Source organism: Salinisphaera sp. C84B14 (genome assembly GCF_040361435.1).
Classification (GTDB): Bacteria; Pseudomonadota; Gammaproteobacteria; order Nevskiales; family Salinisphaeraceae; genus Salinisphaera.
This window is the reverse complement of sequence record NZ_APNL01000003.1, coordinates 99,316-121,833: the sequence shown is the minus strand read 5'-3', so window position 1 is coordinate 121,833 and position 22,518 is coordinate 99,316. Positions and strand designations below refer to the sequence as shown.

The window sequence follows — 22,518 nt, the reverse complement described above, 5'->3', positions numbered from 1 at the left end:
ATAGGCGAGTCCGACATGGCGCACCGCTCCGACGCACTTCCGGCGACGCCGTTTGGGCTGCCATGGCTTCACGCGATAGTCTGCGTTCTTTCAAGAAGGGGCCGCAGATCGACGCGGATTCACGCAGATTAAAAGCGGCGAGCGAAGTCGGCGCTCGCGCACGGCTCGGACACCGCGCAAACCCGCCGCCGTTCGATACCCTGTCCAGATCTGTGTTGATCTGCGGACAGTTGCCCTATGAGCGTGTCTTTGCGTTCATCGGCGACAAGCTGCTTGCTTGAGCGCAGCCAGCCGAGTTTCGTACACCATCGAGTCCGGCCTCGACGACCGCACAGGATGCGCTCGACCGATGAGAAATAAACGCGCGGGCCTGTCTTGAAACCAATTCGCGACTACGCCATCTAAACCGATATACCCGCAACCGTAGATTGATCGATGAAACGTATCGCGCTGTTTTTACTGACCAACATCGCCATCATGCTGGTGCTGACGGTCATTCTTCAGCTGTTTGGCGTTACCAGTCTGCTTGCTGCCAACGGCGTCGACCTCGATATTCCGTCGCTGCTGATCTTTGCTGCCGTGTTCGGCATGGGCGGTTCCCTCATTTCGCTGGCCATGTCGAAGTTCATGGCCAAGCGCATGACCGGCGCCCAGGTGATCGAGCAGCCGTCGAACGCGATGGAAAGCTGGCTTGTAGCCACGGTGACCCGTCAGGCCCGCCAAGCAGGGATCGGCATGCCGGAAGTTGCCATCTACGACTCGCCGGACATGAACGCTTTCGCAACCGGCATGAGTCGCAATAGCGCGCTGGTGGCCGTCTCGACCGGCCTGCTGCGGCAGATGAGCCAGGACGAGGCCGAGGCCGTGATCGGCCACGAGGTCAGCCATATCGCCAACGGCGACATGGTCACGCTGTCGCTGATCCAGGGCGTGGTCAACACGTTCGTGTTCTTCTTCGCCCATGTGATCGGACATATTGTCGACCGTATGGTGCTGCGCAACGAACGCGGCCACGGAATTGGTTATTTCGTGACCGTGATCTTTGCGGAAATGGTGCTGGGCGTGCTCGCCAGCATGATCGTGTTCTGGTTTTCGCGTCGGCGAGAATTCGCCGCCGACGCCGGCGGTGCCCATCTGGCCGGCCGCACGAAGATGATCGGCGCGCTGCGCCGGTTGCAGGCCGGCAGCATTGCCACCGAGCTACCCGATCAGATGCAGGCGCTGGGTATCTCGGGCAAGAAGGCGCTCGGCATCAAGCGCTATTTCATGACCCATCCGCCGCTGGAAGAGCGTATTGCCGCGCTCGAAGGGGCAAAGGCACAGCGCGCCTGAGCCAGCTCGAAGCCCCGAGCTGGGTGATGCCGCGCACGCCCGGCGGCTGAAACGGCGCGCCATGCGCCCGGGTGTCGCGTGGCGCGTCGGTTCTATGGAACCTCTGATCTATTCATCTACGGTCGCGCCGGTGTCTTTTGCGCGCGTCTGGCAAGACGCCGCGAGCGTCGTTTGCTGAATGCAAATAAGCGAGCGGCAACGCCGCTCAGGCGCGCGCAAAAGCCCGGCCGCTAAGCGGTTTGGCCCAAAAGGCCGCGCTACGGCGTTGCATGGCTGGGTCATAGATTGGCTATGACGCGGCGCCATGCGCCTTGTATCGCGGCCTTTTGGGACTCAAACGCGGCCGTGGATGAATAGATCAGAGGTTCCCTACAGCGTGGGCGCGGCCGTGTCGTCGGCCAGCGCCTCGGTGTCGGGCTCCTGGATAAAGTGGCCCTGCACGTAGTTGATACCGGCTTGCCAGAGGCGCGCCATGCTGTTGGCGTCCTCGATCTGTTCGGCGATCAGCGGGATTCCGCGCTCGCGCGCACTGGCAATGATATGGGCAAGCCGCTCGTCCTGTTCGCGGCCGAGAATCTGGCGCGCGAAGTCCGGCGCAAGCTTGATGAAGTGGGCCGGCATCCGGTCGAGTATCTGGACGGCTTTCGGCGTGCTGCCGTAGTGGGTCAGCGCGACCCGATAACCGGCGTCGGCCAGGGCCTGTGCGAGCTGCCCGCTTGCCCGGCTATTGCTGCGGACGTCGTCTTCGCGAAAGCTGAAAATCAGCGCACTCGGGTCAATCGGCCGCTGCTCGATCGCCTGCGCCAGCCACTGGGTGAAGGTGTCGCCGGCTTCGATCGTGGCGGGCGAGAGTTTCACGAACAGGATGATTTCGGTGTTCTTGGCTTTTTGCTGCCAGATAACGTCGATGGCCCGCTGTACGACCCAGCGGTCGATATCCGGCATCATTTGCGCGTGCTCGGCGGCGGGCAGGAATTCGCCCGGGCGCACGAGCGCGCCGCGGTCGTCCACATAGCGCAGCAGCACGTCGAAGTAAGGCTGGCTATCGCCTGCAAGGCTGGTGACACCCTGATAGGCAAGGCTGAAGCGATCCTGGTCGAGCCCGTCGCGCAGGCGCTGTACCCAGACGTCATGCGCGCCGGCGCTGGCATCCGCGGGGCTGTCGACCGTGCATTTGCGGCAGGCGTTGCCACCTTGCTCGCGTAGTTCGTAGGCGGCGTTCATAAGCCGCTGCAGATGGGCGTCGTTCTGCGAGGAGCCGCCGGATAGCACACAGTAGGCCAGACTCGCGGTCAGCGCAGCGCTCTGATGTTCGTCGCCGAAGGCTTCCTCGGCCAACGCGCCTTGCAGGCTCTGGGCGAATTCCTCGATTTCGTTTGCGGAATGCCGTTCGACGATCATTACGTATTCGCCGGCAGCAAACCGGAATACGCGATCTTCGCCGCGCAGGGCCTGGATGAGGTAGAGCCCGACTTCCTGCAGCAGCAGATCGCTTTCGGCGAGGCCGTACTGATCCTGCAGCCCGGCCACCTCGTCGACGGCCACAAAAACCATACCCAGCACGTATTCCTTGGCTCGGCTGACGGTCTGCGACAGCACCGAGTGCAGGGCCATGCGCCCGTCGAGCGCCGGCCCGCGGCTGCCGTCGCCGGCGCCGTTTTCACTGTCGACGAGTTGCAGCACCACGTTGGTTCGCCGCTCGTCGCTTTTTTCGGCGACGCCCGGGGTCAGCAAGGCGCGTACGCTCTGGCGATGATTGAGGTGGGTGGTCAGGTCGAATACCAGCGATGCATCCGACTGCTGGGTGGCGACCTGGTCGAGTGCCTCGGAGAAGCGGCTGCGATCGTGTGGCGCCACGCGATCGAGCAGGTCGATGCCGCGCGCGCTTTCGATATCCTTGACGCCGATCAGGCGCGCGAAGGCTGGGCTGGGCTCGGCCACGCGCTGGCCGACGAGGGTCGCGCGGGCGTCCTGCCCGTGGCTGAGCAGCACGTCGAGGCGGCGCTGCGTCTGGTTCAGGCGCTGTGCGGCGTCTTGCAGCTCGACACGCACACGTCCGACTTCCAGGGCCTGGCGCAGGCGCAGGCGCAGCAGCTCGCGATCGGCCGTCGCGACCATATCCCAGGCGCCGTCCTCGCGCGCGGTGCTGGCGTCGACGCCCGCATCGGCGTTGTCGAGCACCAGGATCGGCGCGACGCCTGCCAGGCCGTGTACGAGCCCAAGCTCGCGGCGTGCGCGCGAATCATCGGCATGGCAGTGCAGGGCAACCACGGCAACGCCGGATATGGCGTCTTGCTCGCCCAGCTGTGTCGGGTCCTCGGCGCGAACCAGGTCTACCGGATCGTCGCTGTCTTCGAGCACGTCACGCACGCGCTCGAAGACGGTGTCGTCCGCCGTGACCGCGAGGATCGCCAGGGTCTTGCCAACCCCGGTACCGGGCTGTGAGGCCGTTGTGTGCTGGTTCAATCCTTCCCCCTTGAGATCATCGCCTATGCGCGCTGCTCGCGCCGGCATCGTGGCCCAATACCTGCTTGGCCGCATCGCCAGCACTCTCTCGTGCCAACCGGGGCACCAGATAACCGGGCAGGCGCGCGGCCACACGGTTGATGAGCGCGCGTGCCTGCGCATCGGCCACTTCGAAATGGGCGCTGCCGGCAACTCGATCGAGCATGTGCAGATAGTACGGCATTACGCCCAGTGCAAAGAGCCGTTCACTGAGTTCTATCAATGTATCGACATCATCGTTGACGTTCTTGAGCAGAACCGCTTGATTGAGCAGCGTCGCGCCGGCCTCGCGCAGCGCTGCCAGGCGCGCGGCGACATCGTCGTCGAGCTCCTGGGCATGGTTGGCATGGATGACGATCACGCATTGCTGGCGGCGTCGGGCCACCCAGTCGATCAGGCCGGCATCGATGCGTTCGGGCAATACCACCGCGGTGCGGGTATGAATACGAATCCGGCTGACATGTTCGATCGCGTCCAGCGATTCGCCCAGCGCCTCGAGCCGGGCATTGCTCAGCGATAGCGGATCGCCGCCGGACAGAATGACTTCGTTGATGCTCGGGTCGGCTGCGACATGGGCCAGCGCGGCGTCGCCCTGACGGGCGCCTGCGTGCTGGTTCGCATAGTCGAAATGGCGTCGGAAGCAGTAGCGACAGTGGACCGCGCAGGCGCCCGTGGTCACCAGCAGCGCACGGCCGTGGTATTTATGCAGTACGCCATCGCCCAGAGCGCTGGCGTGATCGCCCACGGCGTCCATGGAGAAACCGGCGACATCGGCGTTCTCGGCCTCGACGGGCAGAACCTGGCGTAGCAGCGGGTCGTTGATATCGCCACGGCGCATGCGCGCGATATAACTGCGAGGCACACGCAGCGGGAAGCCGGTGCGTACGTGGGCGAACGCGGCGCGTGCGGTGTCGTCGAGCGCGAGCAGATCGAGCAGGGTATGGATATCGGTGACCGACTCGCGCATGGCCTGCTGCCAGCCATGACCGGTTTGCGATAGACTGGCGCGCTTTCGGGCAGGCGCGCGCAGGGGCTCGACGCTGGCGTGATGCATGGCAGTCAGTGTAGAACGCCGTCCGCGCCGCGCCAACCGGGCGCGCCTTTTTTGGCGTGCGGTTTTCAACCAACCAGACAAGCTTTTATGGCGACCTTTAATACCAACCAGTTCAAGGGCGGGCTCAAGATCATTCTCGATGGCGATCCCTGTGCCATCGTCGAGAACGAGTTCGTCAAACCCGGCAAGGGCCAGGCGTTCAACCGCGTCAAGATCCGCAACCTCAAGACCAACCGCGTGATCGAACGCACCTTCAAGTCGGGCGACAGCGTCGAAGCCGCCGACGTCATGGACGTGGATTTGCAGTATCTCTACCACGACGGCGAGTTCTGGCACTTCATGGAGCCGAACACCTTCGAACAGTATCAGGCCGGCGAAGCCGCGGTGGGCGACGCGACCAAGTGGCTCAAGGCACAGGACACCTGCAGCGTGACGCTCTGGAACGGCACGCCGTTGCAGGTCGAGCCGCCGAACTTCGTCACCCTGACCGTGACCGAAACCGATCCTGGCGTACGCGGTGACACCTCCGGCGGCGGCGGCAAGCCGGCCACCCTGGAAACCGGGGCCGTGGTACGCGTGCCGCTGTTCATCGAAGAAGGCGAGACGCTCAAGGTCGACACCCGCAAGGGCGAATACGTCTCCCGCGCCAACGAAGGCTGACGACCGCGCACGGCCCGAGCAAACCGGCCCCGCATGAACGATTGGCGCCCAAGCGCGAGCGGGGCGACGCTGGCACGCCGTGCGCGGCTGCTGGGCGATATTCGGGCGTTCATGGCCGAGCGTGGCGTGCTCGAAGTGAACACGCCGCTGCTTGCCAGTGCCGCGCCCGCCGAGCGCGGGCTGGCGAGCATGCAGGTCGATGATGGCGGGTATCTCGTGCCGTCGCCCGAGCACGGGCTCAAACGTCTGCTCGCGGCCGGCATGGGCCCGATCTATCAGCTCGGGCCGGTGTTCCGGGCCGGTGAAGCCGGGCGCTGGCACAACCCCGAATTCTGGATGCTCGAGTGGTATCGGCCCGAGGCAAGCATGGCCGATCTGGTTGCCGAGACCGGCGCCCTGATCGAGACGGTGGCCGGCGTGCGCTGCATGCAGCGCTGTGAATATCGGGTCGTATTCGAAGCCGTGACCGGCCTGGACCCGATTGCCTGCGACACGACCGCGCTTGCCGACTGGGCACGCCAGCAGCGGCTTGCGCCGGTCGAGGCGGCGGCCGATCACGACCGCGCCTTCTGGCTCGACCTGATCATGAGCCTCGCGGTCCAGCCGACGCTGGGCGAGCACGGGCCTCAGTGCGTGATCGATTTCCCCGCCGAAGATGCCGTACTGGTGGCCACCGATGCCGAACGCCCCGGCGTGGCCCGTCGCTTCGAATGGTTCTGGCAGGGCGTGGAACTTGCCAACGGCGCCCAGGAACTCACCGACGCTGATATCGCGCGCGAACGCATGCAGCGGGAACAGCGCCTGCGCCGCGAGGCCGGCGCGGTCGAAACCGCGTTGGACGAGCGGCTGTTGGGCGCGATGGCGGCCGGGCTGCCGCCCAGTGCCGGCGTGGCTCTGGGCGTGGATCGCTTGCTGGCGCTGATCTGTGGCTTTGCATCGATCGGTGAGGCGCTGGCCTTCGACTGGCCGCGGCGATGACGCCGGCATGATCCGCCCCCGGATCGCTGACCCGGTCAGCTGCTTGTAGCGCCATCGGAGAAAACAAACGCCGACTGCTGTGCGGCGTTCAACAGGGGCGCGGGCCTGTTCGCATACGTGCGTTGTTCAGCCGAAAAACCATCGACTTTTAGAGCGTATGTTTCAGGCGCCGTTACCCAGGCGCGCGATGGAGTCGCCGAGCTTGACCGGCTGGCCGTTCGAGAGCGCGCTATCCCAGGCCAGTGCGCCGGGCCCGAACAGCAGGATCACGCTGGAACCGATCGAGAAGCGGCCCATTTCCTCGCCACGGGCGTAGTAGGCGTTTTCCAGGGTGGCATCGATAAAGCTTTCGTTGCGCGGGGTGCGCCGGTGCGGCGGGCATACCTGACCGGCCCAGCGGGTATGAATACCGCCCACGATGAAAGCGCCGACCATCACCAGCGCCATCGGCCCCACCGCGGTGTCGTAGAGCGTCACCAGCCGTTCGTTGCGCGCGAACAGCCGCGGGATGGCGCGCACGCAGCGCGGGTTGACCCCGAACAGCCGGCCCGGCACGTAGCGCATTTCGCGTACGCAGCCGTCCAGCGGCATATGCACGCGATGATAGTTCGAAGGGGCGAGATAGAAGGTCGCATAGTGGCCCCCCAGAAACGCCGCCGACCAGGCCTCGCTGCCACCAACGAGCGTGCGCAGGTCGTAAGCCATGCCCTTGGTCTGGCAGATCATGCCTGTGCGGGCCTCGCCGAAGGCGCCGAGCGTTCCGTCCACCGGCGATACGATGCGTTCGCGATCGTCGGGCATGGGCCGGGCATCGGGGGCCAGCGCGCGCGTGAAGAAAGCGTTGAAGCTGGAATAGGCCGTGGGGTCGGGCTGGGCCGCTTCCTGCATGTCGATGTCGGGATACAGGCGCATGAACGCGTTGATCAGCGCCTGTTTGAGCCAGGGCAGGCGTGCCCGCGCCAGGGCATGGGCGGCGCGCGATATCGCGCGGGTCGGCAATAGCCAGAGCAGGGCGGCAAAGAGCCGGTCACCGCTGCTTGCCGGGTTCGATGAAGCCATTCGAGATACCGTGAATCGGTGAATGCGCGCAGCGTAGCGTTCCAGGCGAGCTGTGCCTACTTGCATGGCGCTCGCCTTCGAAGATGCCGTGTGACCAGTGCTGCAGGCGGCGTGGTGATCGCACAGGCAACGCAGGCACGGCGCAGCGGCCGGTGTTTCGCCCGTCGGGCCATGCCTGCAGCCGCAACCGCGACCCGGCGCGTGAGCGCCGGCCTGTGGCGGGCGATCGCGACGAATTATGCAGGGCCTGCTGCGCCGCGCAAAGGGCGGATGTGGTTTATCCTTGCGCGGGCCGGCGCTTCGCGCCGCTATGATTGCGTACCTGCCCGTTGCCCGGTTGGCCCGGGTAAGGGATGTTCCGAGGCTACACACGAGACGGTATGACGGATCACGACAACACCGATATCGCCGCAACGCTCACGCGCGTGCTGGATTATATTCGCTGGGGCGCATCCCGCTTTGCTGCGGCAGAGCTGGCGTTCGGTCACGGCAGCGACAATGCGGTCGACGAGGCCGCCCATCTGGTGCTGGATACCCTGGGCCTGGATGCATCGCTGCCGGATGTCTATCTCGACAGCACGCTGACCCATGCCGAGCGCGATGCGGTCATCGAGATTATCGAGCGCCGTATCGCCAGCCGCCAGCCCGCAGCCTATATCACACATAAGGCCTGGTTCGCGGGCCTCGAGTTTTATGTCGACGAACGGGTGATCGTGCCGCGCTCGCCGATCGCCGAACTCATCGAAACGGAGTTCCAGCCCTGGCTGGGCCATCGCGAGCCGCTGTCCGTTCTCGACTTGTGTACCGGCAGCGGCGCTATTGCCATTGCCTGTGCGCTGGCCTTTCCCGAGGCCCGTGTCGTGGCCACCGATGCCAGCGAGGATGCGCTGGCCGTCGCACGTATCAATAGCGACAAGCACGATATCGGGCCGCAGGTGGAATACGTGAAGGCTGACCTGTTCGACGGCCTGCCCGAGCAGCGTTTTGACCTGATCGTAACCAACCCGCCCTACGTCAGCCGCGACGAATGGTCCGGTCTGGCACCGGAATACCGGCACGAGCCCGGCTTCGCCTTTCACGGCGACAGCGACGATCTGCTGCTGGTCAGCCGGCTTTTATTCGACGCACGCGACTATCTCAGCGAAGATGGGCTGCTGGTGCTGGAAGTGGGCTATAGCGCCTTTGCGCTGGAACAGACTTACCCGGACCTGCCGATAACGTGGATAGAGCTCGAGCGCGGCGGGTTGGGCGTCGGCGTGCTGGAAGCACAGGATCTGGATGCCTGGGTGGATGCCCAGCGCGAGATCGCACAATAGTTTTCGACGGGCTAGAGATATATGGCAGGCAATACCTGGGGCGAACGATTCACGGTGACGACCTTTGGCGAGAGCCACGGGCCCGCGATCGGCTGCATCGTCGACGGCTGCCCGCCGGGCATCGAAATCAGCGAAGAGGCGTTACAGGCTGATCTGGACCGGCGCAAGCCGGGCACGTCGCGCTATGTGACCCAGCGTCGCGAGGATGATCGCGCCCGTATCGTGTCGGGCGTGTTCGAAGGCAAGACCACCGGCACGCCGATCGGGCTGATCATCGAGAACACCGACCAGCGATCGCGCGACTATTCCAAGATCAAGGACGTATTCAGGCCCAATCACGCCGACTATGCCTACCTGCAGAAATACGGCATCCGCGACTATCGCGGTGGTGGCCGCTCGTCGGCGCGCGAAACCGCGACCCGCGTGGCCGCCGGCGCCATCGCCCGCAAGGTGCTCGCCGAGCGCTTCGGGGTGCGTATCCAGGGTTATCTGGCTGCAATGGGACCGTTGGAGCTGGCCTGCAACGATCTCGACGCCGCCAACCACAATCCGTTTTTCTGTGCCGAACCGGCGCGCCTCGAAGAACTGGAAAACTATATCAATGCGCTGCGCAAGGACGGCGACTCCATCGGCGCCCGCATCAATGTGGTGGCCACCGGCGTGCCGCCGGGCTGGGGCGAGCCGGTGTTCGACCGCCTGGATGCCGAGATCGCCAAGGCGCTGATGAGCATCAACGCGGTCAAGGGCGTAGAGATCGGCGACGGGTTTGCCGTGGTCAATCAGCGCGGCTCGCAGCACCGCGACGAAATGTCGCCCGAGGGCTTTGCCAGCAATCATTCCGGCGGCATTCAGGGCGGTATTTCAAGCGGCCAGACCATCCGCGCGAGCATGGCGCTCAAGCCGACCTCGAGCATCATCATTCCGGGCGATACCATCGACACGCAGGGCCAGGCCACGCAGATGCGTACCACCGGTCGCCACGACCCCTGCGTGGGCCTGCGGGCGACCCCGATCGCCGAGGCCATGCTGGCGCTGGTGCTGCTCGACCACGCTCTGCGCCATCGCGCCCAGAACGCCGATGTCGCCAGTGGTCTGGCGCCCATTGCCTCGGAGCGCGCTTGATTGATGCGTTGGTCTGGCAACGCGATCACTAAACGGCATAATACGAACGCAGTAGAACTCGCTTGGGGGATTTCGTTTCCATGACCATCAGATTCAAGACCTCGGCCGCCACGGCCCTTATCGTTGCCGCGCTGTCGGGCGGGGTGGCCCATGCGGACATGGACGCCGCACGCGATGCCTTGTCTCGCAACGACTATGCGAGCGCGGTAGAGCAGTTGAACGCGGTACTGGCGAAGTCGCCAAACAATGCCGAAGCAAGGTTTCTGAAGGGCCTGGCGTTGGCCCGCAGCGGCGATACGGCCGCTGCTCTGGATACTTTCAATGCGTTGGTGGCCGACAACCCGGAAATGGCCGAGGCCTGGAACAACCTGGGCGTGCTGCGCGCGCGCAACAACGACCTCGAAGGCGCTCAGACAGCGCTGGAAAAGGCGGTTGAAATCAATCCGCAGCACGGGCCGGCACAGGAGAACCTGGGCGATATCTATGTCGCCATGGCCCAGGGCGCCTATGCGCGTGCGGGCGAGTTGGAAAGCGACAACGCCATCGCGCGTGCCAAGAGCCAGCAGCTGGCCGAATTCATTGGCGGTGGCATGAGCGCGGGCTCGGCCTCGGCCTCGAAACCGACGCCGCCGGCCGTACCCAACGTCACCGCACGGCGCGATGCCCCGGTCGATATCGATACCAGCTCGCCGCAGTCCACGCTGCAAAGCTGGGCCGCCGTCTGGTCGGCCCAGGATGTCGACGGCTATCTTTCGATGTACAGCCCCGACTTTGTCCCCGCCGACGGCATGAGCCGCTCGGCCTGGGCCGCGCAGCGGCGCGATCGGGTGAGCTCGCCGGCGCGTATCGACGTGACCCTGAGCAATACCCAGATCGATCGGCGCGGCGAGCAGGCGCTGGTCAAGTTTAATCAGCGCTACAAGTCGGATACCTATCAGGACAGCGAGCGCAAGGCGCTGCTGATGCAGGAAACCGCCGACGGCTGGCAGATTCTGCGCGAAGGCGACCCCGACGCGATCGACTACACGGTCTCTGCCGATGCGCCCCAATCGGAAAGCGTCGACAGCCAGCGTGTGAGCGAAGCACCGCCGGTTGACGGGGCGCCGTCCGCCGACGATTCGAGCCCGGAGCCCTCATCGAATACGGCCGGCCAGAACGCCAACGCCGAGCCTGCCTCGGCGCCGGCCCAGATGCAGGCCGAAAGCCAGGCCCAGGCACGCCAGGCCGTCGAACAAGCGCTCAAGGACTGGGCGGATGCCTGGGCGGCCCAGGATGTGCGCCGCTATCTGAATGCATATAGCGACAACTATCAGCCCAAGAACGGCACGAGCCTGACCGCCTGGGCGAAATCGCGCGATCAGGCGGTCAAGGGACCGGCCTGGATTCGGGTCGATATCAGCGACATCCAGGTCAGCCTGCTCGGCGACGACCGGGCCCAGGCCAGCTTCAACCAGCACTACAAGTCCAACAGCTACGAAGACCGCGAACGCAAGCGCGTGACCCTGGTACGCGAGGACGGCGGCTGGCGAATCGTGCGCGAAAGCTAGGGACGCTCGGCACGACCTCTCGCCGTTCGCGTTCGAGTCTTTAGAGACGGGGCGGCAAGGCGTCCAAGCGCAGCGCGCCTGCCTTATCGGCAGGTCAAGCTTGGTAACGCGGGCGCAGCGTGTGTGAGGCCGAACCGCCGAGCGGCCGGCGCGTCGCTGGGATTGCGCCCAGGATCCTGCCTACGGCGTTGCGCTGCTTGGCCCTGGAATAGCCAGGCCAGCGCCACGCGCGTCGTCCGGCACGATTTTGCGCCGCAACGCGGCGGTTGGCATGCGTGTTGACAGGCCCTAGACGTTCACGCCCGCTTCGCGCTGCGCGTCGAGCATCGCCAGCAGGGCGCGCGCGGCGTTGGACAGGCTCCGGCGGGGGTGGCGAATGGCCCCCAGTCGGCGCTCCATATTCAGGCCCGGCAGTTCGAGCCGGGTCAGTTCCGGATGCTGCATCGATGTGGGCAACACGGTCCAGCCGATGCCCACACCCGCGAGCATGCGCAGCGTTTCCAGATAATGACTGGTCATGCGCGGCGCCAGCGTGAGGCCGTATGGGCCGAAAGCGGCGACGATGATGGCGTACGTATAACTGTCTACCGGTGGCAACACGGCAGGATAGGCCGCCAGGTCTGCGATCTCGACCTGCCTGGCGTTGGCCAGGGCATGGTCGTGGCCGACGAATACGCTCATGGGATCATCCCATATGCAGTCCTCCACCAGCCCCGGGTGGGACGGGGTGGGCAGGGTGATCACGGCCAGCTCGCAGTCGCCCTTGACCACGCTGCGACAGGCGGCTTCGGAGTCCTGGAAAACGATTTCCGGGGTCACGTTCGGATGGTGGGCGACATAGGCGCGCAGCACCTCCGGCATGCGATGCAGCCCAACATGGTGTGACAGGGCCAGGCGCAGGGGGCCCGCCGTTTCCGCGTGCAGGTTGTCGAGCGCGCGGCGTCCGTCCTGCACGACCGCAAGCAGTTCGCGGGCGTGCGGAAGATAGGCCCGGCCGGCCTCGGTCAATGCGACGCCGCGGCCCACGCGGTCGAACAGTTCGTGGCCCAGCCGTGATTCCAGCGACGCCAGACGTTTGCTGATGGTGGGTTGGCTCAGATGAAGCGTGTCGGCCGCAGCCTGGAACGAACCCTGATCACAGACCGTGACAAACGCACGGATCGCTTCGGTTTGCATGAGAATCAGACCTGCCTAAAGGTAATCGATTATATCCAAAAGATTCATTTGAGTAATTTATCGGCGGCGCTTACGCTGTGCGCCATCCACCGATACGGAGCGAGTCATGGCACAGACGCTTTACGAAAAACTGTTCAACGAACATCTCGTTCGCGAAGAAGACGGCAACGGCTTGCTGTATATCGATCGTCACATGGTGCACGAAGTCACGTCGCCCCAGGCGTTCGAGGGGCTGGCGCTGGCCGATCGGCCGGTGTGGCGCGTGAATGCCAACCTCGCCGTGCCCGATCACAACGTGCCGACCGTCAATCGCGACGGCGGCATCGCGGATACCATTTCCCGTGCCCAGGTAGATGCACTGCTCAAGAACTGCAACGAGCACGGCATTCGTCTGTTCGGGCTGGGCGATCCGCGCCAGGGCATCGTGCATATCATCGGCCCCGAGCAGGGCGCGACGCAGCCGGGCATGACCATCGTCTGCGGCGATTCGCATACCGCCACCCACGGCGCATTCGGCGCGTTGGCCTTCGGTATTGGTACTTCGGAGGTGGAGCATGTGCTGGCCACCCAGACGCTGCCCCAGGCGCGCTCGAAAACCATGCTGGTTCGCGTGGATGGTCAGGTTGCGCCCGGTATTTCCGCCAAGGACATCATGCTCGCGATCATCGGCAAGATCGGCACGGCCGGCGGCACCGGCTACGTGATCGAATACGGCGGCGAGGCGGTGCGTGCGCTGTCGATGGAAGGTCGTATGACCATCTGCAACATGTCCATCGAAGCCGGTGCACGTGCCGGCATGGTGGCGGTGGACGACACCACCATCGAGTACATGCGCGGCCGTACCTACGCGCCCAAAGAAGAAGAGTGGGAACAGGCCGAGCAATACTGGCGCACGCTGGTATCCGATGAAGGCGCCGAATACGACCAGGTCGTGGTGCTGGACGCCGCCGATATCGCACCGCAGGTCACCTGGGGTACATCCCCGGAAATGGTGGGCCCGGTCACCGATCGAGTGCCGTCGCCCGATAATGCCGCCAACGAAACCCAGGCCGAGAGCTGGCGGGCGGCGTTGCAGTACATGGATCTCACCCCCGGTGTGCCGATCACCGAGATCATGGTCGACAAGATATTTCTGGGTTCCTGCACGAACGCGCGTATCGAAGACCTGCGCGTGGCCGCCGAATATCTCAAGGGCCGCACGATCGCCCCGAATATCGAGCTGGCGATGGTGGTGCCGGGTTCCGGGCTGGTCAAACAGCAGGCCGAGAAGGAAGGTCTGGACGTGATCTTCAAATCGGCCGGGTTCGAATGGCGCGATGCCGGCTGCTCGATGTGTCTGGGCATGAACGACGACAACCTGCTGCCCGGCGAACGCTGTGCGTCCACCTCCAACCGCAACTTCGAAGGCCGCCAGGGCAAGGGTGGGCGCACTCATCTGGTAAGCCCGGCGATGGCCGCGGCCGCTGCGGTGTACGGGCATTTCGTCGATATCCGCGAGCTGGGCGTCGCGCAGTGAGCAGCGCCGCGAGTCGACGGGGCGAAGCCGGCGATGGCTGGAACGCGCACGCCTATGCGCGCGATGCGCGCTTCGTCGCCGAGCTGGCCATGCCGGTGGTCGAGCTGCTCGATGCACGCCCCGGCGAGCGGATTCTGGACCTGGGCTGTGGCGACGGTGTATTGAGCCAGGCCATCGCAGCACGGGGTGCAGATGTACTCGGCGTCGACGCCAGTGCCGAACTGGCCGCCGCAGCGCGAGCGCGGGGCATCGAGACGATCGTGCTCGACGGTCATGAACTGGCGGACAGTTCGCAAATTCGTGGCCGCTTCGATGCGGTGTTCTCGAACGCGGCGCTGCACTGGATGAAGCGGGATCCGCAGGCGGTGGTCGACGCCGTCTACCAGCGGCTGTTGCCGGGTGGCCGTTTCGTCGGCGAGTTCGGCGCGGCGGGCAATGTCGCACCGATTCACGATGCGCTTCGACGGGAAGCGCAGGCGCGGGGTCTGGATGCGGATACGATCGATCCATGGTACTTCCCGACCGAGGCGCAATACCGCGAGCGCCTCGAACAGGCCGGGTTCGTCGTCGAGGCATTGTTCAGTTTCGAGCGACCGACGGTGCTGCCAAGCGATATAGGCCGATGGGTGACCACCCTCGCCGGGCCGTTTGTCGGCGCCTTCGCGCCCGGCGCGGCCCGGGACGACTACGTCGCCGCGGTGCGGGACCGTCTGATCGATACCCTAAGGGATGCGCAGGGGCGCTGGACGGCGCCCTATGTGCGGCTGCGTTTCGATGCACGCCGGGCGGCGGCCTGATCCGGGTCGACACTTCAACCGATTTCTAAGTAGCGAAGATATCATCATGCAAGAATTCACGATTCACGAAGGGCTGGTGGCGCCGCTGGACCGCGCCAATGTCGATACCGACGCGATTATCCCGAAGCAGTTCCTGAAATCGATTCGGCGGACGGGGTTCGGCCCGCATCTGTTCGACGACTGGCGCTATCTAGACCAGGGTGGCCTGGAAACCGATATCGCCACCCGGCGCGAAAACCCGGACTTCATCCTCAACAAGGAGCCGTATCGTCAGGCGAGTATTTTGCTTGCCAGAGAGAACTTTGGCTGTGGTTCTTCACGTGAACACGCGGTGTGGGCGCTGGACGATTTCGGTATCCGCTGCGTGATCGCGCCGAGTTTTGCCGATATTTTCTACAACAACTGCTTCAAGAATGGGGTGTTACCTATTGCATTGAAAGCAGAAATTGTCGATGCGCTATTTGCTGAGGCCGAGGCGAACTCGGGCATGACCGCCAAGGTCGACCTGCACCAACAGCAGGTCGTGACCGCTGGTGGCCACGCATACGACTTCGATATCGATGCCTATCGGCGCAAGAACATGCTCGCCGGCCTGGACGATATCGGCCTGACGTTGCAGCATGCCGACGAGATCCGTGCCTTCGAGGCGCAGCGTGCCAAGGAAAAGCCTTGGTTATTCCGCGACCTGTAGGCGCATGGCATATCGTATGCCCCGGTATTCGGTAAAAGGACAGATCATTCCATGACAGCAAGAATTCTCGTGATGCCCGGCGACGGTGTCGGCCCGGAGATATGCCGGGAGGCGGTACGCGTGCTCGACACGCTGGCCAGCGACCACGGCCTGGATATCGAGCTCGACGAGGCGCTGGTGGGCGGCGCGGCGATCGATGCCGAGGGCGAACCCCTGCCGGAATCATCGCTCGCTGCGGCACGCGAGGCCGATGCGATTCTGTTCGGTGCCATTGGCGGGCCGAAATGGGATGATCAGCCGCGCGATAACCGTCCCGAATCCGGCCTGCTGCGGCTGCGCAGCGAGCTGGGGCTGTTCGCGAATCTGCGCCCGGCGATCCTGTATCCGCAGCTGGCGCACGTCTCGGCGCTCAAGCGCGATATCGTCTCGGGCCTGGATATCATGATCGTGCGCGAGCTCACCGGCGGTATCTACTTCGGTAAGCCCGCCGGCCGGCACAAGAACGCAAACGGCAAGCGCGAAGCGTTCAATACGATGCGCTACGACGAGGACGAAATCCTTCGGATCGGGCGGACCGCCTTCGATATCGCCCGCGCGCGCGGTGGCCGGCTGTGCAGTGTCGACAAGGCCAATGTGCTCGATGTCTCTCAGCTGTGGCGGGACGTGATGAACGAGCTGCATGCCGAATATCCGGACGTCGAGCTCACTCATATGTACGTCGACAACGCCGCGATGCAGCTCGTGCGTGCGCCCAAGCAATTCGACACGCTCGTGACCGGCAATCTGTTCGGCGACGTGCTTTCGGATGCGGCTGCGATGCTCACCGGTTCGATCGGCATGCTGCCTTCGGCGTCGATGGATATTAACGGCAAGGGCCTCTACGAGCCGGTCCATGGCAGTGCGCCAGATATCGCCGGCCAGGACGTCGCCAATCCGCTGGCGACCATTCTGTCCGTGGCCATGATGCTGCGTTATTCGCTCAACCGCGGTGATCTGGCCGACAAGGTAGAGAACGCGGTGGGCTATGCGCTGGATCGCGGTCTGCGCACCCGCGACATCATGGACGACGAAACGCAGATGGCGAGTACCCAGGAGATCGGCGGCGCCATCGTCGATATGCTGCGCTAAACAGCGCGTGCAGCCAGAACAGGCGCTGATTGAGCGGGGGCGCGATGACCAAGACATATGACGTGGCCGTGGTCGGTGCCACCGGTACGGTCGGCGAGGCCATGCTCGAAATACTCGAGCAGCGCGAGTTTCCGGTCGGCCGTATTTTCGCGCTTGCCAGCGAACGTTCGGCCGGCAAGCGGGTGCGTTTTCGCGACAAGAGCGTCTCGGTCGCGGATGTGGCCGATTTCGACTTCTCGCGGGTGCAGCTCGCGCTGTTCGCGGTGGGTGACGACGTCTCGCAGCGATTCGCGCCGAAGGCCGCCGCGCACGGCTGTATTGTCATCGACAACAGCGCGTATTTCCGTACCGACGAAGACGTGCCCTTGATCGTGCCGGAGGTGAACCCGCAGGCGCTCGCGGGCTATCGCAATCGTGGCATCGTAGCCAGTCCCGGCGCTGTAACTATCCAGATGGCCGTAGCGCTCAAGCCGATTCACGACGCCGCCCAGGTGCGGCGCGTCAACGTGGCCACCTATCAGGCGGTATCCGGTTCCGGGGCGACGGGCCTGCGCGAACTCGCCGATCAGAGCGCACGCCTGCTCAATGCCCAGGCAATCAAGACGCCGGCGGTGTATGACAAGCAGATTGCCTTCAACGTCCTGGCCCAGATCGATACGATCGAGGACAACGGCTATACGCGCGAGGAGATGGCGCTGGTCCGGGAGACGCGACGGCTTCTGGATGCGCCCGGCATGCAGATCAACCCGACCGCGGTGAGGGTGCCGGTTTTCTTCGGCCATTCGGAAGCGGTGCACGTCGAAACGTGCGACAAGCTCTCGGCGGCGCAGGCGCGCCGTCTGTTGCACGCTGCGGCGGGGATAGAGCTCGTGGATATGCCGCAATCGCACGGCTATGCGAGCGCGGTAACCGACGCTGCGAATCAGGATGCTGTGTTCGTCTCGCGTATTCGTGAAGACATTTCATGTGAGAATGGTCTAAATTTCTGGGTGGTGGCCGATAACGTACGCAAGGGTGCTGCACTCAACGCCGTGCAGATCGCCGAGAAGCTGATCGAAGAACATATATAGACATCTACGATGCGCCGGGCCGACAGGTCAGAGGGCGCGTCGGCCCTTGTCGTTCGAAGGTAAGGACGAAGGGTTGGATCCAGGGGGATACACAGGCGCCGTGGTCGATTCAAAATCGTGTTTGAGGCGCGGGCTGCAGACTGCAGCCGTGGCTGCCTTGCTAGGGAACGCGGGCGTCGCTTCGGCGCTCGGGTTTGGAACCATTCGGGTGCATTCGGCCCTCAATGAGCCGCTGAACGCGACCATCAACCTCGTGGCGCTCACGCCGGAGGAAAGAACGGCGTTGCAGGTGGATATGGCCAGCGCCGACATGTTCCGGCGCTTCGGTATCCAGCGTACCGGCCTGGCGGATCGTATCCGTATCGTGGCAAGCCCCGGCAGCGAAGACAGCCAGGTTCTGTTGCGCCTGACCACCGATGCGCCGGTGCAGGAACCGTTCCTGCGCTTTCTTATCGAGGCCGATACCGGTAGCGGCCGGGCATTGCGCGAATATACGGTGCTGCTCGATCCGCCGGGCCAGGTAGCGGCAACCCAGGCGGCAACGCCAGCCCCGCGTACGCCGACAACAGCGCAGTCTGCGCCGGCGCCCCAGTCGACGAATGCCGTTCCGGCTGCGGCTGCGGCCACCGGCGCTGGCGCGGCATCGGCCGACCCCGTGCCCAATCGTTACGGCCCGGTAGCGGGCGGCGAAACGCTGTCGCGCATCGCGGCCGATCTTCGCCGGCCCGGAACCACGCTGGATCAGATGCAGGTGGCGATTTATCGCAACAACCCGCAGGCGTTCAGCGACAACATGAATATCCTGCTGCGCGGCGCGATGCTGGCTATCCCGCCGGTCGAACGCATTCGTGCCATCGGCCGCGACGAAGCACAGGCGGTGGTACGTCGCCAGCAGGCCGAAGCCCTCGAACGCCTGGCGCGCGCCGATGCCAGCACGGCTGTCGACAGCGCGACGTCATCGGCCGCGGGCGCGTCGGCAACGACCGATGCCCGTTTGCGCCTGGAGCCATCTCGTATCGAAGGCCGCGGCACGGGGGGCGAGGTCGGCACCGCCGGCTTCGGCCGTCTGGCCATGCCGGATTTCGATAGCGCGAACGACCAGGCGGGCGCGACAACGCCGGCAACCTCGCCGGCCGACCAGACCGGTGCCGCTGAGGCTGATCCCGTGGTCGCGGAGGGCGGGGCTGCGCCCGAGCGCGCCGATTCTTCGGGTGCGTCGGCTGAAGCAGTCGATACGACAACGAGCGCGGGCATGCCCGTCGATGAGGCGAACCGCGATCCGGCGAGCGCCGACGACGACGCCGGTGCGCCGACCCCGGACGCGGTCGATGCAACCGCCGACACGGCCACGGTGGCCGCCGAGTCGCCCGATACGCAAATCGATAACGGCGCGCAACCGGCGATGACGACGGACAGCGCAACCGATGCCGGCGAGCCTTCTTCGCAGCCGCAGGCAGATGCAGACCCGGGAGACACGATCGAGCAACCCAGCGACGGCGACTACCGGCCGCTGCCGTCGGCCGACGCGGATGTAGTCGGGGCGTCCGACGGTAATAGTTTGCTGCGCCCGCGTAACCTGCTGCTGATCGCGACCGGGCTGGGGCTGGTCGGTTTGCTTCTGGCCTGGCGCCGGCGTCGTCAGTACAAGCCGGTACCGCTGCACTTCGAGGCTGAAGGCGGACATGCCGCAGAACCGACCGTCGGCGAGCCCGTACCGGGCGCGGGCGAACCGCGCGAAGCGCATATCGCTCCGGCACCGGATACGAGCCGGCCGTCGCAGCGCATCGAACGCGCCGAGGCTCAGATAAAGGCCGGCGAGTTCGATCAGGCACGTGAAACCCTCGAAACCGGGCTCGACGAACACCCCAGCGACAGTGGTTTGCAGGACAAGCGCCTGGAACTGGACTATCTCACCGGTGACGATCAGGCCTTCATGGCCAATATCGACCGTTTCGGTGCCGCGCTCAGCGACAACGGCGTGCGCTGGGCGGGCGTAGCCGCCATGGGCCGGGTGCTGCGCCCGCAGGATCCGCGTTTCGCGCTCGGGCTTCAGCCCGATAGTGGCGCTGCGACGCCCGCCGAGACAAGCGCGCCGACGCAGCCGGACGCCGAATCGGCCCAGGCTCTTTACGAAAGTTTCGTGTCCAGCAGCGATAGCGGCCTCGACGACGAGCTGCCGCCGGTGCCGGAGCGAGACGATACGGAGTCCGAGCGTTTCTTTACCATCGACGAGTCGACTGAGGATGCGGAGCCGGCGCCAACGGCGCCTGCGCGTGAGTCGAATGCGGACAAGCGCAGCAGCAGCCAGGACGCGGCCTCGGAAATGGATGGCTTCGAGTGGGAAGATCAGGCGATCGAGCACGGCGGCGAACGCGTGCACGATCAGGGTGACGACCCGGGGCTGGCGTTCGATCTGGATAGTCCGCGCGAGGCCGCGCCCAAACCCGAGCCCAAATCGGTGCAGACCATCGATACCGCGGGCTTCGACCTCGATGACGGCAGCGATAGCGAAACCGATGGGGATGAGCAGACCGATCCGGTCGAAATCCGGCTCGATCTCGCGCGCATGTATATCGAGATGGAAGACAACACGGCGGCACGCGAACTGCTCGAAGACGTCCAGAAAGAGGGCGATGAGACGCAGCGCGCCACCGCCACCGATTTGTTGAACAAGCTCTAGGGCGTGTCGTCATAGACCAAGCCGCGGCAATCCGGAGTTATGGTTCATGGGTTGGCTCGCTTGCGTGGAACAACCACGCGCCGGTCGCGATGCCTTGTCTTGCCGCGGCTTGGCCGCCGATGCGCCGCCTTATCTTATGACGACACGCCCTCGGGGCTTGTTCATACTGGCGCGCCTCGTCGCCATGGTGGCGATGGCGTGATCCTTTTTTTCGCTGAATACAGCCGCATAAACGCAGGGCCCATGCGCTTGGCAGACCGCTCGATATCGTTGCCCGCAACACCTGGAAGGCCGGGCAGGCGCAGAGGCTTATTCGGCGTACGTTGTTCGACCGGCGCGGTTCGCCCCGCCCGGGGTGTCGGCGAGGCCCGGTGCTGATGCGCTGGGCTGCCTGTGTCGAATACGACGGCTCGGCCTACCACGGCTGGCAGAGCCAGCCGCACGCGGCCAGCGTTCAGGACACGCTCGAAGCCGCCTTGTCGCGCCTCGCCGCGGCGCCGATTCGTACCGTCTGCAGCGGGCGCACGGATACGGGCGTCCATGCCCAGGGCCAGATCGTGCATTTCGATACCGATGTCGAACGTAGCCAGCGCGCGTGGCTGCTCGGTACCAATCGCTATCTGCCCGACGATGTCGCGCTGCAGTGGGTCATTCCGGTATCGACCGATTTTCATGCGCGTTTCGGCGCGATCGCGCGCGAATATCGCTACTGGATTCTCGATCGCACCGCGCCCAGTGCGCTGTGGCGCAACCGTGCCTATCATTCCCACCACCGACTCGACGAAGCCGTCATGCACAAGGCGGCCCAGCATCTGCTGGGCTATCACGATTTCAGCGCGTTTCGTGCCGCTGCCTGTCAGGCCAAGACGCCCTGGCGCGAACTCACCCGTTGCGATGTCGTACGCCGCGGCGACTGGGTACGCCTGGACGTGCATGCGAACGCCTTCTTGCATCATATGGTGCGCAATATCGTGGGCAGCCTGTTGCCGATCGGGCGCGGCCAGTACCCGGCCGACTGGATCGCCCAGTTGCTGGTCGAGGGCGACCGATGCCGTGCCGGCATGACCGCACCGGCGCAGGGGCTTTCGCTACGTCGCGTTCATTATCCGCCGGAATTCGATCTGCCGGCCCCGGCGCTGGATGACGACGGCTGGTAAACTGTCGTATTGGCAAGACACGGCCCATTCGCCATGGCGACGGCTATGAAACGAGTACGCATCAAGATTTGTGGCATCACGCGTCTGGAAGATGCGCTGGTCAGCGTGGATGCGGGCGCGGATGCGATCGGGTTCGTCTTTCACGAAGCCAGCGCGCGGGCGATCGACGTTGAGCAGGCCTGTGCCATCAGCCGCCAGCTGCCGCCGTTCGTGGCGCGGGTCGCACTGTTTCTCGAGCCGGCGCCGGCCGCGGTACAGACCGTGCTTGACCAGCTGCGCCCGGATGCGCTGCAGTTTCACGGCCGCGAAACTGCCGAGTTCTGTCGTCGTTATGCCTGGCCGTTTCTCAAGAGCGTGCCGATGGGCGAGGAAAACGTCGAGCCGCGCGCCTGGGCCGATTATTATCACGATGCGCAAGGGCTGCTGCTCGACGCCAACCGCGCTGGCGCTGCCGGCGGCAGTGGCAAGACCTTCGACTGGCAGCGCGAGGCTGTCATGCCCGATATGCCGATTATCATCGCCGGCGGGCTGCATGCCGACAACGTGGGTGAAGCCATTCGCCGTTTTCAGCCGTATGCGGTGGATGTGAGCAGCGGCGTGGAAAGCGCACCCGGCGTCAAGGACGCCGAAAAGGTGCGTGCCTTCTGTGCTGCCGTGAGCCGCGCCCGGCCGGGCGGGATCGAGCGCCGCCAAGGCGAGCATGCCGGCCCGGCTTGAAGCGACGAACAAA

Annotated in this window: 19 protein-coding genes; 15 read left to right on the top strand and 4 right to left on the bottom strand. The window is 64.9% G+C overall.

The genetic code is table 11. From position 1 onward, the window contains the following. Window positions 1-62: 62 nt before the first annotated feature. Complete coding sequence (locus tag C84B14_RS03450; protein WP_353221866.1) at window positions 63-281, top strand: hypothetical protein; 219 nt, start codon at window positions 63-65, stop codon at window positions 279-281. A 154-nt stretch (window positions 282-435) separates the two neighbouring features. After that, on the top strand, window positions 436-1,332 hold the full coding sequence (gene htpX / locus C84B14_RS03445; RefSeq protein ID WP_353221864.1) for a protease HtpX: 897 nt from the start codon (window positions 436-438) through the stop codon (window positions 1,330-1,332). Between the two features lie 369 nt (window positions 1,333-1,701). Here htpX and C84B14_RS03440 read toward each other — a convergent pair whose 3' ends face one another. Together C84B14_RS03440 and epmB are read right to left on the bottom strand one after the other, a co-directional pair. Next, the gene (locus C84B14_RS03440; protein WP_353221862.1) at window positions 1,702-3,798 is read right to left on the bottom strand and encodes an EAL domain-containing protein; all 2,097 of its coding nucleotides are present in this window, start codon (window positions 3,796-3,798) and stop codon (window positions 1,702-1,704) included. Between the two features lie 16 nt (window positions 3,799-3,814). Beyond that, window positions 3,815-4,891, bottom strand: coding sequence for an EF-P beta-lysylation protein EpmB (gene epmB, locus C84B14_RS03435; RefSeq protein ID WP_353221860.1), 1,077 nt, complete (start codon window positions 4,889-4,891; stop codon window positions 3,815-3,817). Window positions 4,892-4,978: 87 nt separating this feature from the next. On the opposite strand from epmB, the gene efp reads away from it, so the two are divergent. Further along, window positions 4,979-5,551, top strand: coding sequence for an elongation factor P (efp, locus tag C84B14_RS03430; protein WP_348767925.1), 573 nt, complete (start codon window positions 4,979-4,981; stop codon window positions 5,549-5,551). 33 nt (window positions 5,552-5,584) lie between these two features. Next, the gene (gene epmA, locus C84B14_RS03425) at window positions 5,585-6,529 is read left to right on the top strand and encodes an EF-P lysine aminoacylase EpmA (protein ID WP_353221858.1); all 945 of its coding nucleotides are present in this window, start codon (window positions 5,585-5,587) and stop codon (window positions 6,527-6,529) included. A 162-nt stretch (window positions 6,530-6,691) separates the two neighbouring features. Here epmA and asd read toward each other — a convergent pair whose 3' ends face one another. Further along, window positions 6,692-7,588, bottom strand: coding sequence for an archaetidylserine decarboxylase (gene asd / locus C84B14_RS03420; protein ID WP_353221857.1), 897 nt, complete (start codon window positions 7,586-7,588; stop codon window positions 6,692-6,694). Between the two features lie 380 nt (window positions 7,589-7,968). Between asd and prmB the strand changes: the two genes are divergently transcribed. The 3 genes from prmB (at window position 7,969) to C84B14_RS03405 (ending at window position 11,573) form a co-directional block, all read left to right on the top strand. Further along, a complete protein-coding gene (gene prmB / locus C84B14_RS03415; protein ID WP_348767385.1) occupies window positions 7,969-8,904 on the top strand; it encodes a 50S ribosomal protein L3 N(5)-glutamine methyltransferase in 936 nt (311 codons plus the stop codon). Between the two features lie 21 nt (window positions 8,905-8,925). Beyond that, complete coding sequence (gene aroC, locus C84B14_RS03410; protein ID WP_348767384.1) at window positions 8,926-10,026, top strand: chorismate synthase; 1,101 nt, start codon at window positions 8,926-8,928, stop codon at window positions 10,024-10,026. Window positions 10,027-10,106: 80 nt separating this feature from the next. Next, window positions 10,107-11,573 carry a nuclear transport factor 2 family protein gene (locus C84B14_RS03405; protein ID WP_353221856.1) on the top strand — a complete coding sequence of 489 codons (1,467 nt, stop codon included), beginning with the start codon at window positions 10,107-10,109 and terminating at the stop codon, window positions 11,571-11,573. A gap of 288 nt (window positions 11,574-11,861) precedes the next feature. Here C84B14_RS03405 and C84B14_RS03400 read toward each other — a convergent pair whose 3' ends face one another. After that, complete coding sequence (locus C84B14_RS03400) at window positions 11,862-12,749, bottom strand: LysR family transcriptional regulator (protein WP_353221855.1); 888 nt, start codon at window positions 12,747-12,749, stop codon at window positions 11,862-11,864. A 106-nt stretch (window positions 12,750-12,855) separates the two neighbouring features. Between C84B14_RS03400 and leuC the strand changes: the two genes are divergently transcribed. The 8 genes from leuC (at window position 12,856) to C84B14_RS03360 (ending at window position 22,505) form a co-directional block, all read left to right on the top strand. Beyond that, complete coding sequence (gene leuC, locus C84B14_RS03395; RefSeq protein WP_353221854.1) at window positions 12,856-14,265, top strand: 3-isopropylmalate dehydratase large subunit; 1,410 nt, start codon at window positions 12,856-12,858, stop codon at window positions 14,263-14,265. Continuing rightward, complete coding sequence (locus C84B14_RS03390; RefSeq protein ID WP_353221853.1) at window positions 14,262-15,062, top strand: class I SAM-dependent methyltransferase; 801 nt, start codon at window positions 14,262-14,264, stop codon at window positions 15,060-15,062. The genes leuC and C84B14_RS03390 overlap by 4 nt, the downstream gene beginning before the upstream one ends. A gap of 46 nt (window positions 15,063-15,108) precedes the next feature. Then, window positions 15,109-15,753 (top strand): 3-isopropylmalate dehydratase small subunit, encoded by a 645-nt coding sequence (leuD, locus tag C84B14_RS03385; protein ID WP_353221852.1) that lies wholly within the window; start codon window positions 15,109-15,111, stop codon window positions 15,751-15,753. Between the two features lie 51 nt (window positions 15,754-15,804). Beyond that, window positions 15,805-16,881, top strand: coding sequence for a 3-isopropylmalate dehydrogenase (leuB, locus tag C84B14_RS03380; RefSeq protein ID WP_353221851.1), 1,077 nt, complete (start codon window positions 15,805-15,807; stop codon window positions 16,879-16,881). 44 nt (window positions 16,882-16,925) lie between these two features. Next, window positions 16,926-17,951 (top strand): aspartate-semialdehyde dehydrogenase, encoded by a 1,026-nt coding sequence (locus C84B14_RS03375; RefSeq protein ID WP_353221850.1) that lies wholly within the window; start codon window positions 16,926-16,928, stop codon window positions 17,949-17,951. A gap of 100 nt (window positions 17,952-18,051) precedes the next feature. Then, on the top strand, window positions 18,052-20,631 hold the full coding sequence (locus C84B14_RS03370; RefSeq protein ID WP_502949884.1) for a motility hub landmark protein FimV: 2,580 nt from the start codon (window positions 18,052-18,054) through the stop codon (window positions 20,629-20,631). Between the two features lie 377 nt (window positions 20,632-21,008). Continuing rightward, the gene (truA, locus tag C84B14_RS03365; protein WP_353222052.1) at window positions 21,009-21,788 is read left to right on the top strand and encodes a tRNA pseudouridine(38-40) synthase TruA; all 780 of its coding nucleotides are present in this window, start codon (window positions 21,009-21,011) and stop codon (window positions 21,786-21,788) included. Between the two features lie 45 nt (window positions 21,789-21,833). Continuing rightward, window positions 21,834-22,505, top strand: a complete 672-nt coding sequence (locus C84B14_RS03360; protein WP_348767324.1) for a phosphoribosylanthranilate isomerase — start codon at window positions 21,834-21,836, stop codon at window positions 22,503-22,505. Window positions 22,506-22,518 lie beyond the last annotated feature (13 nt).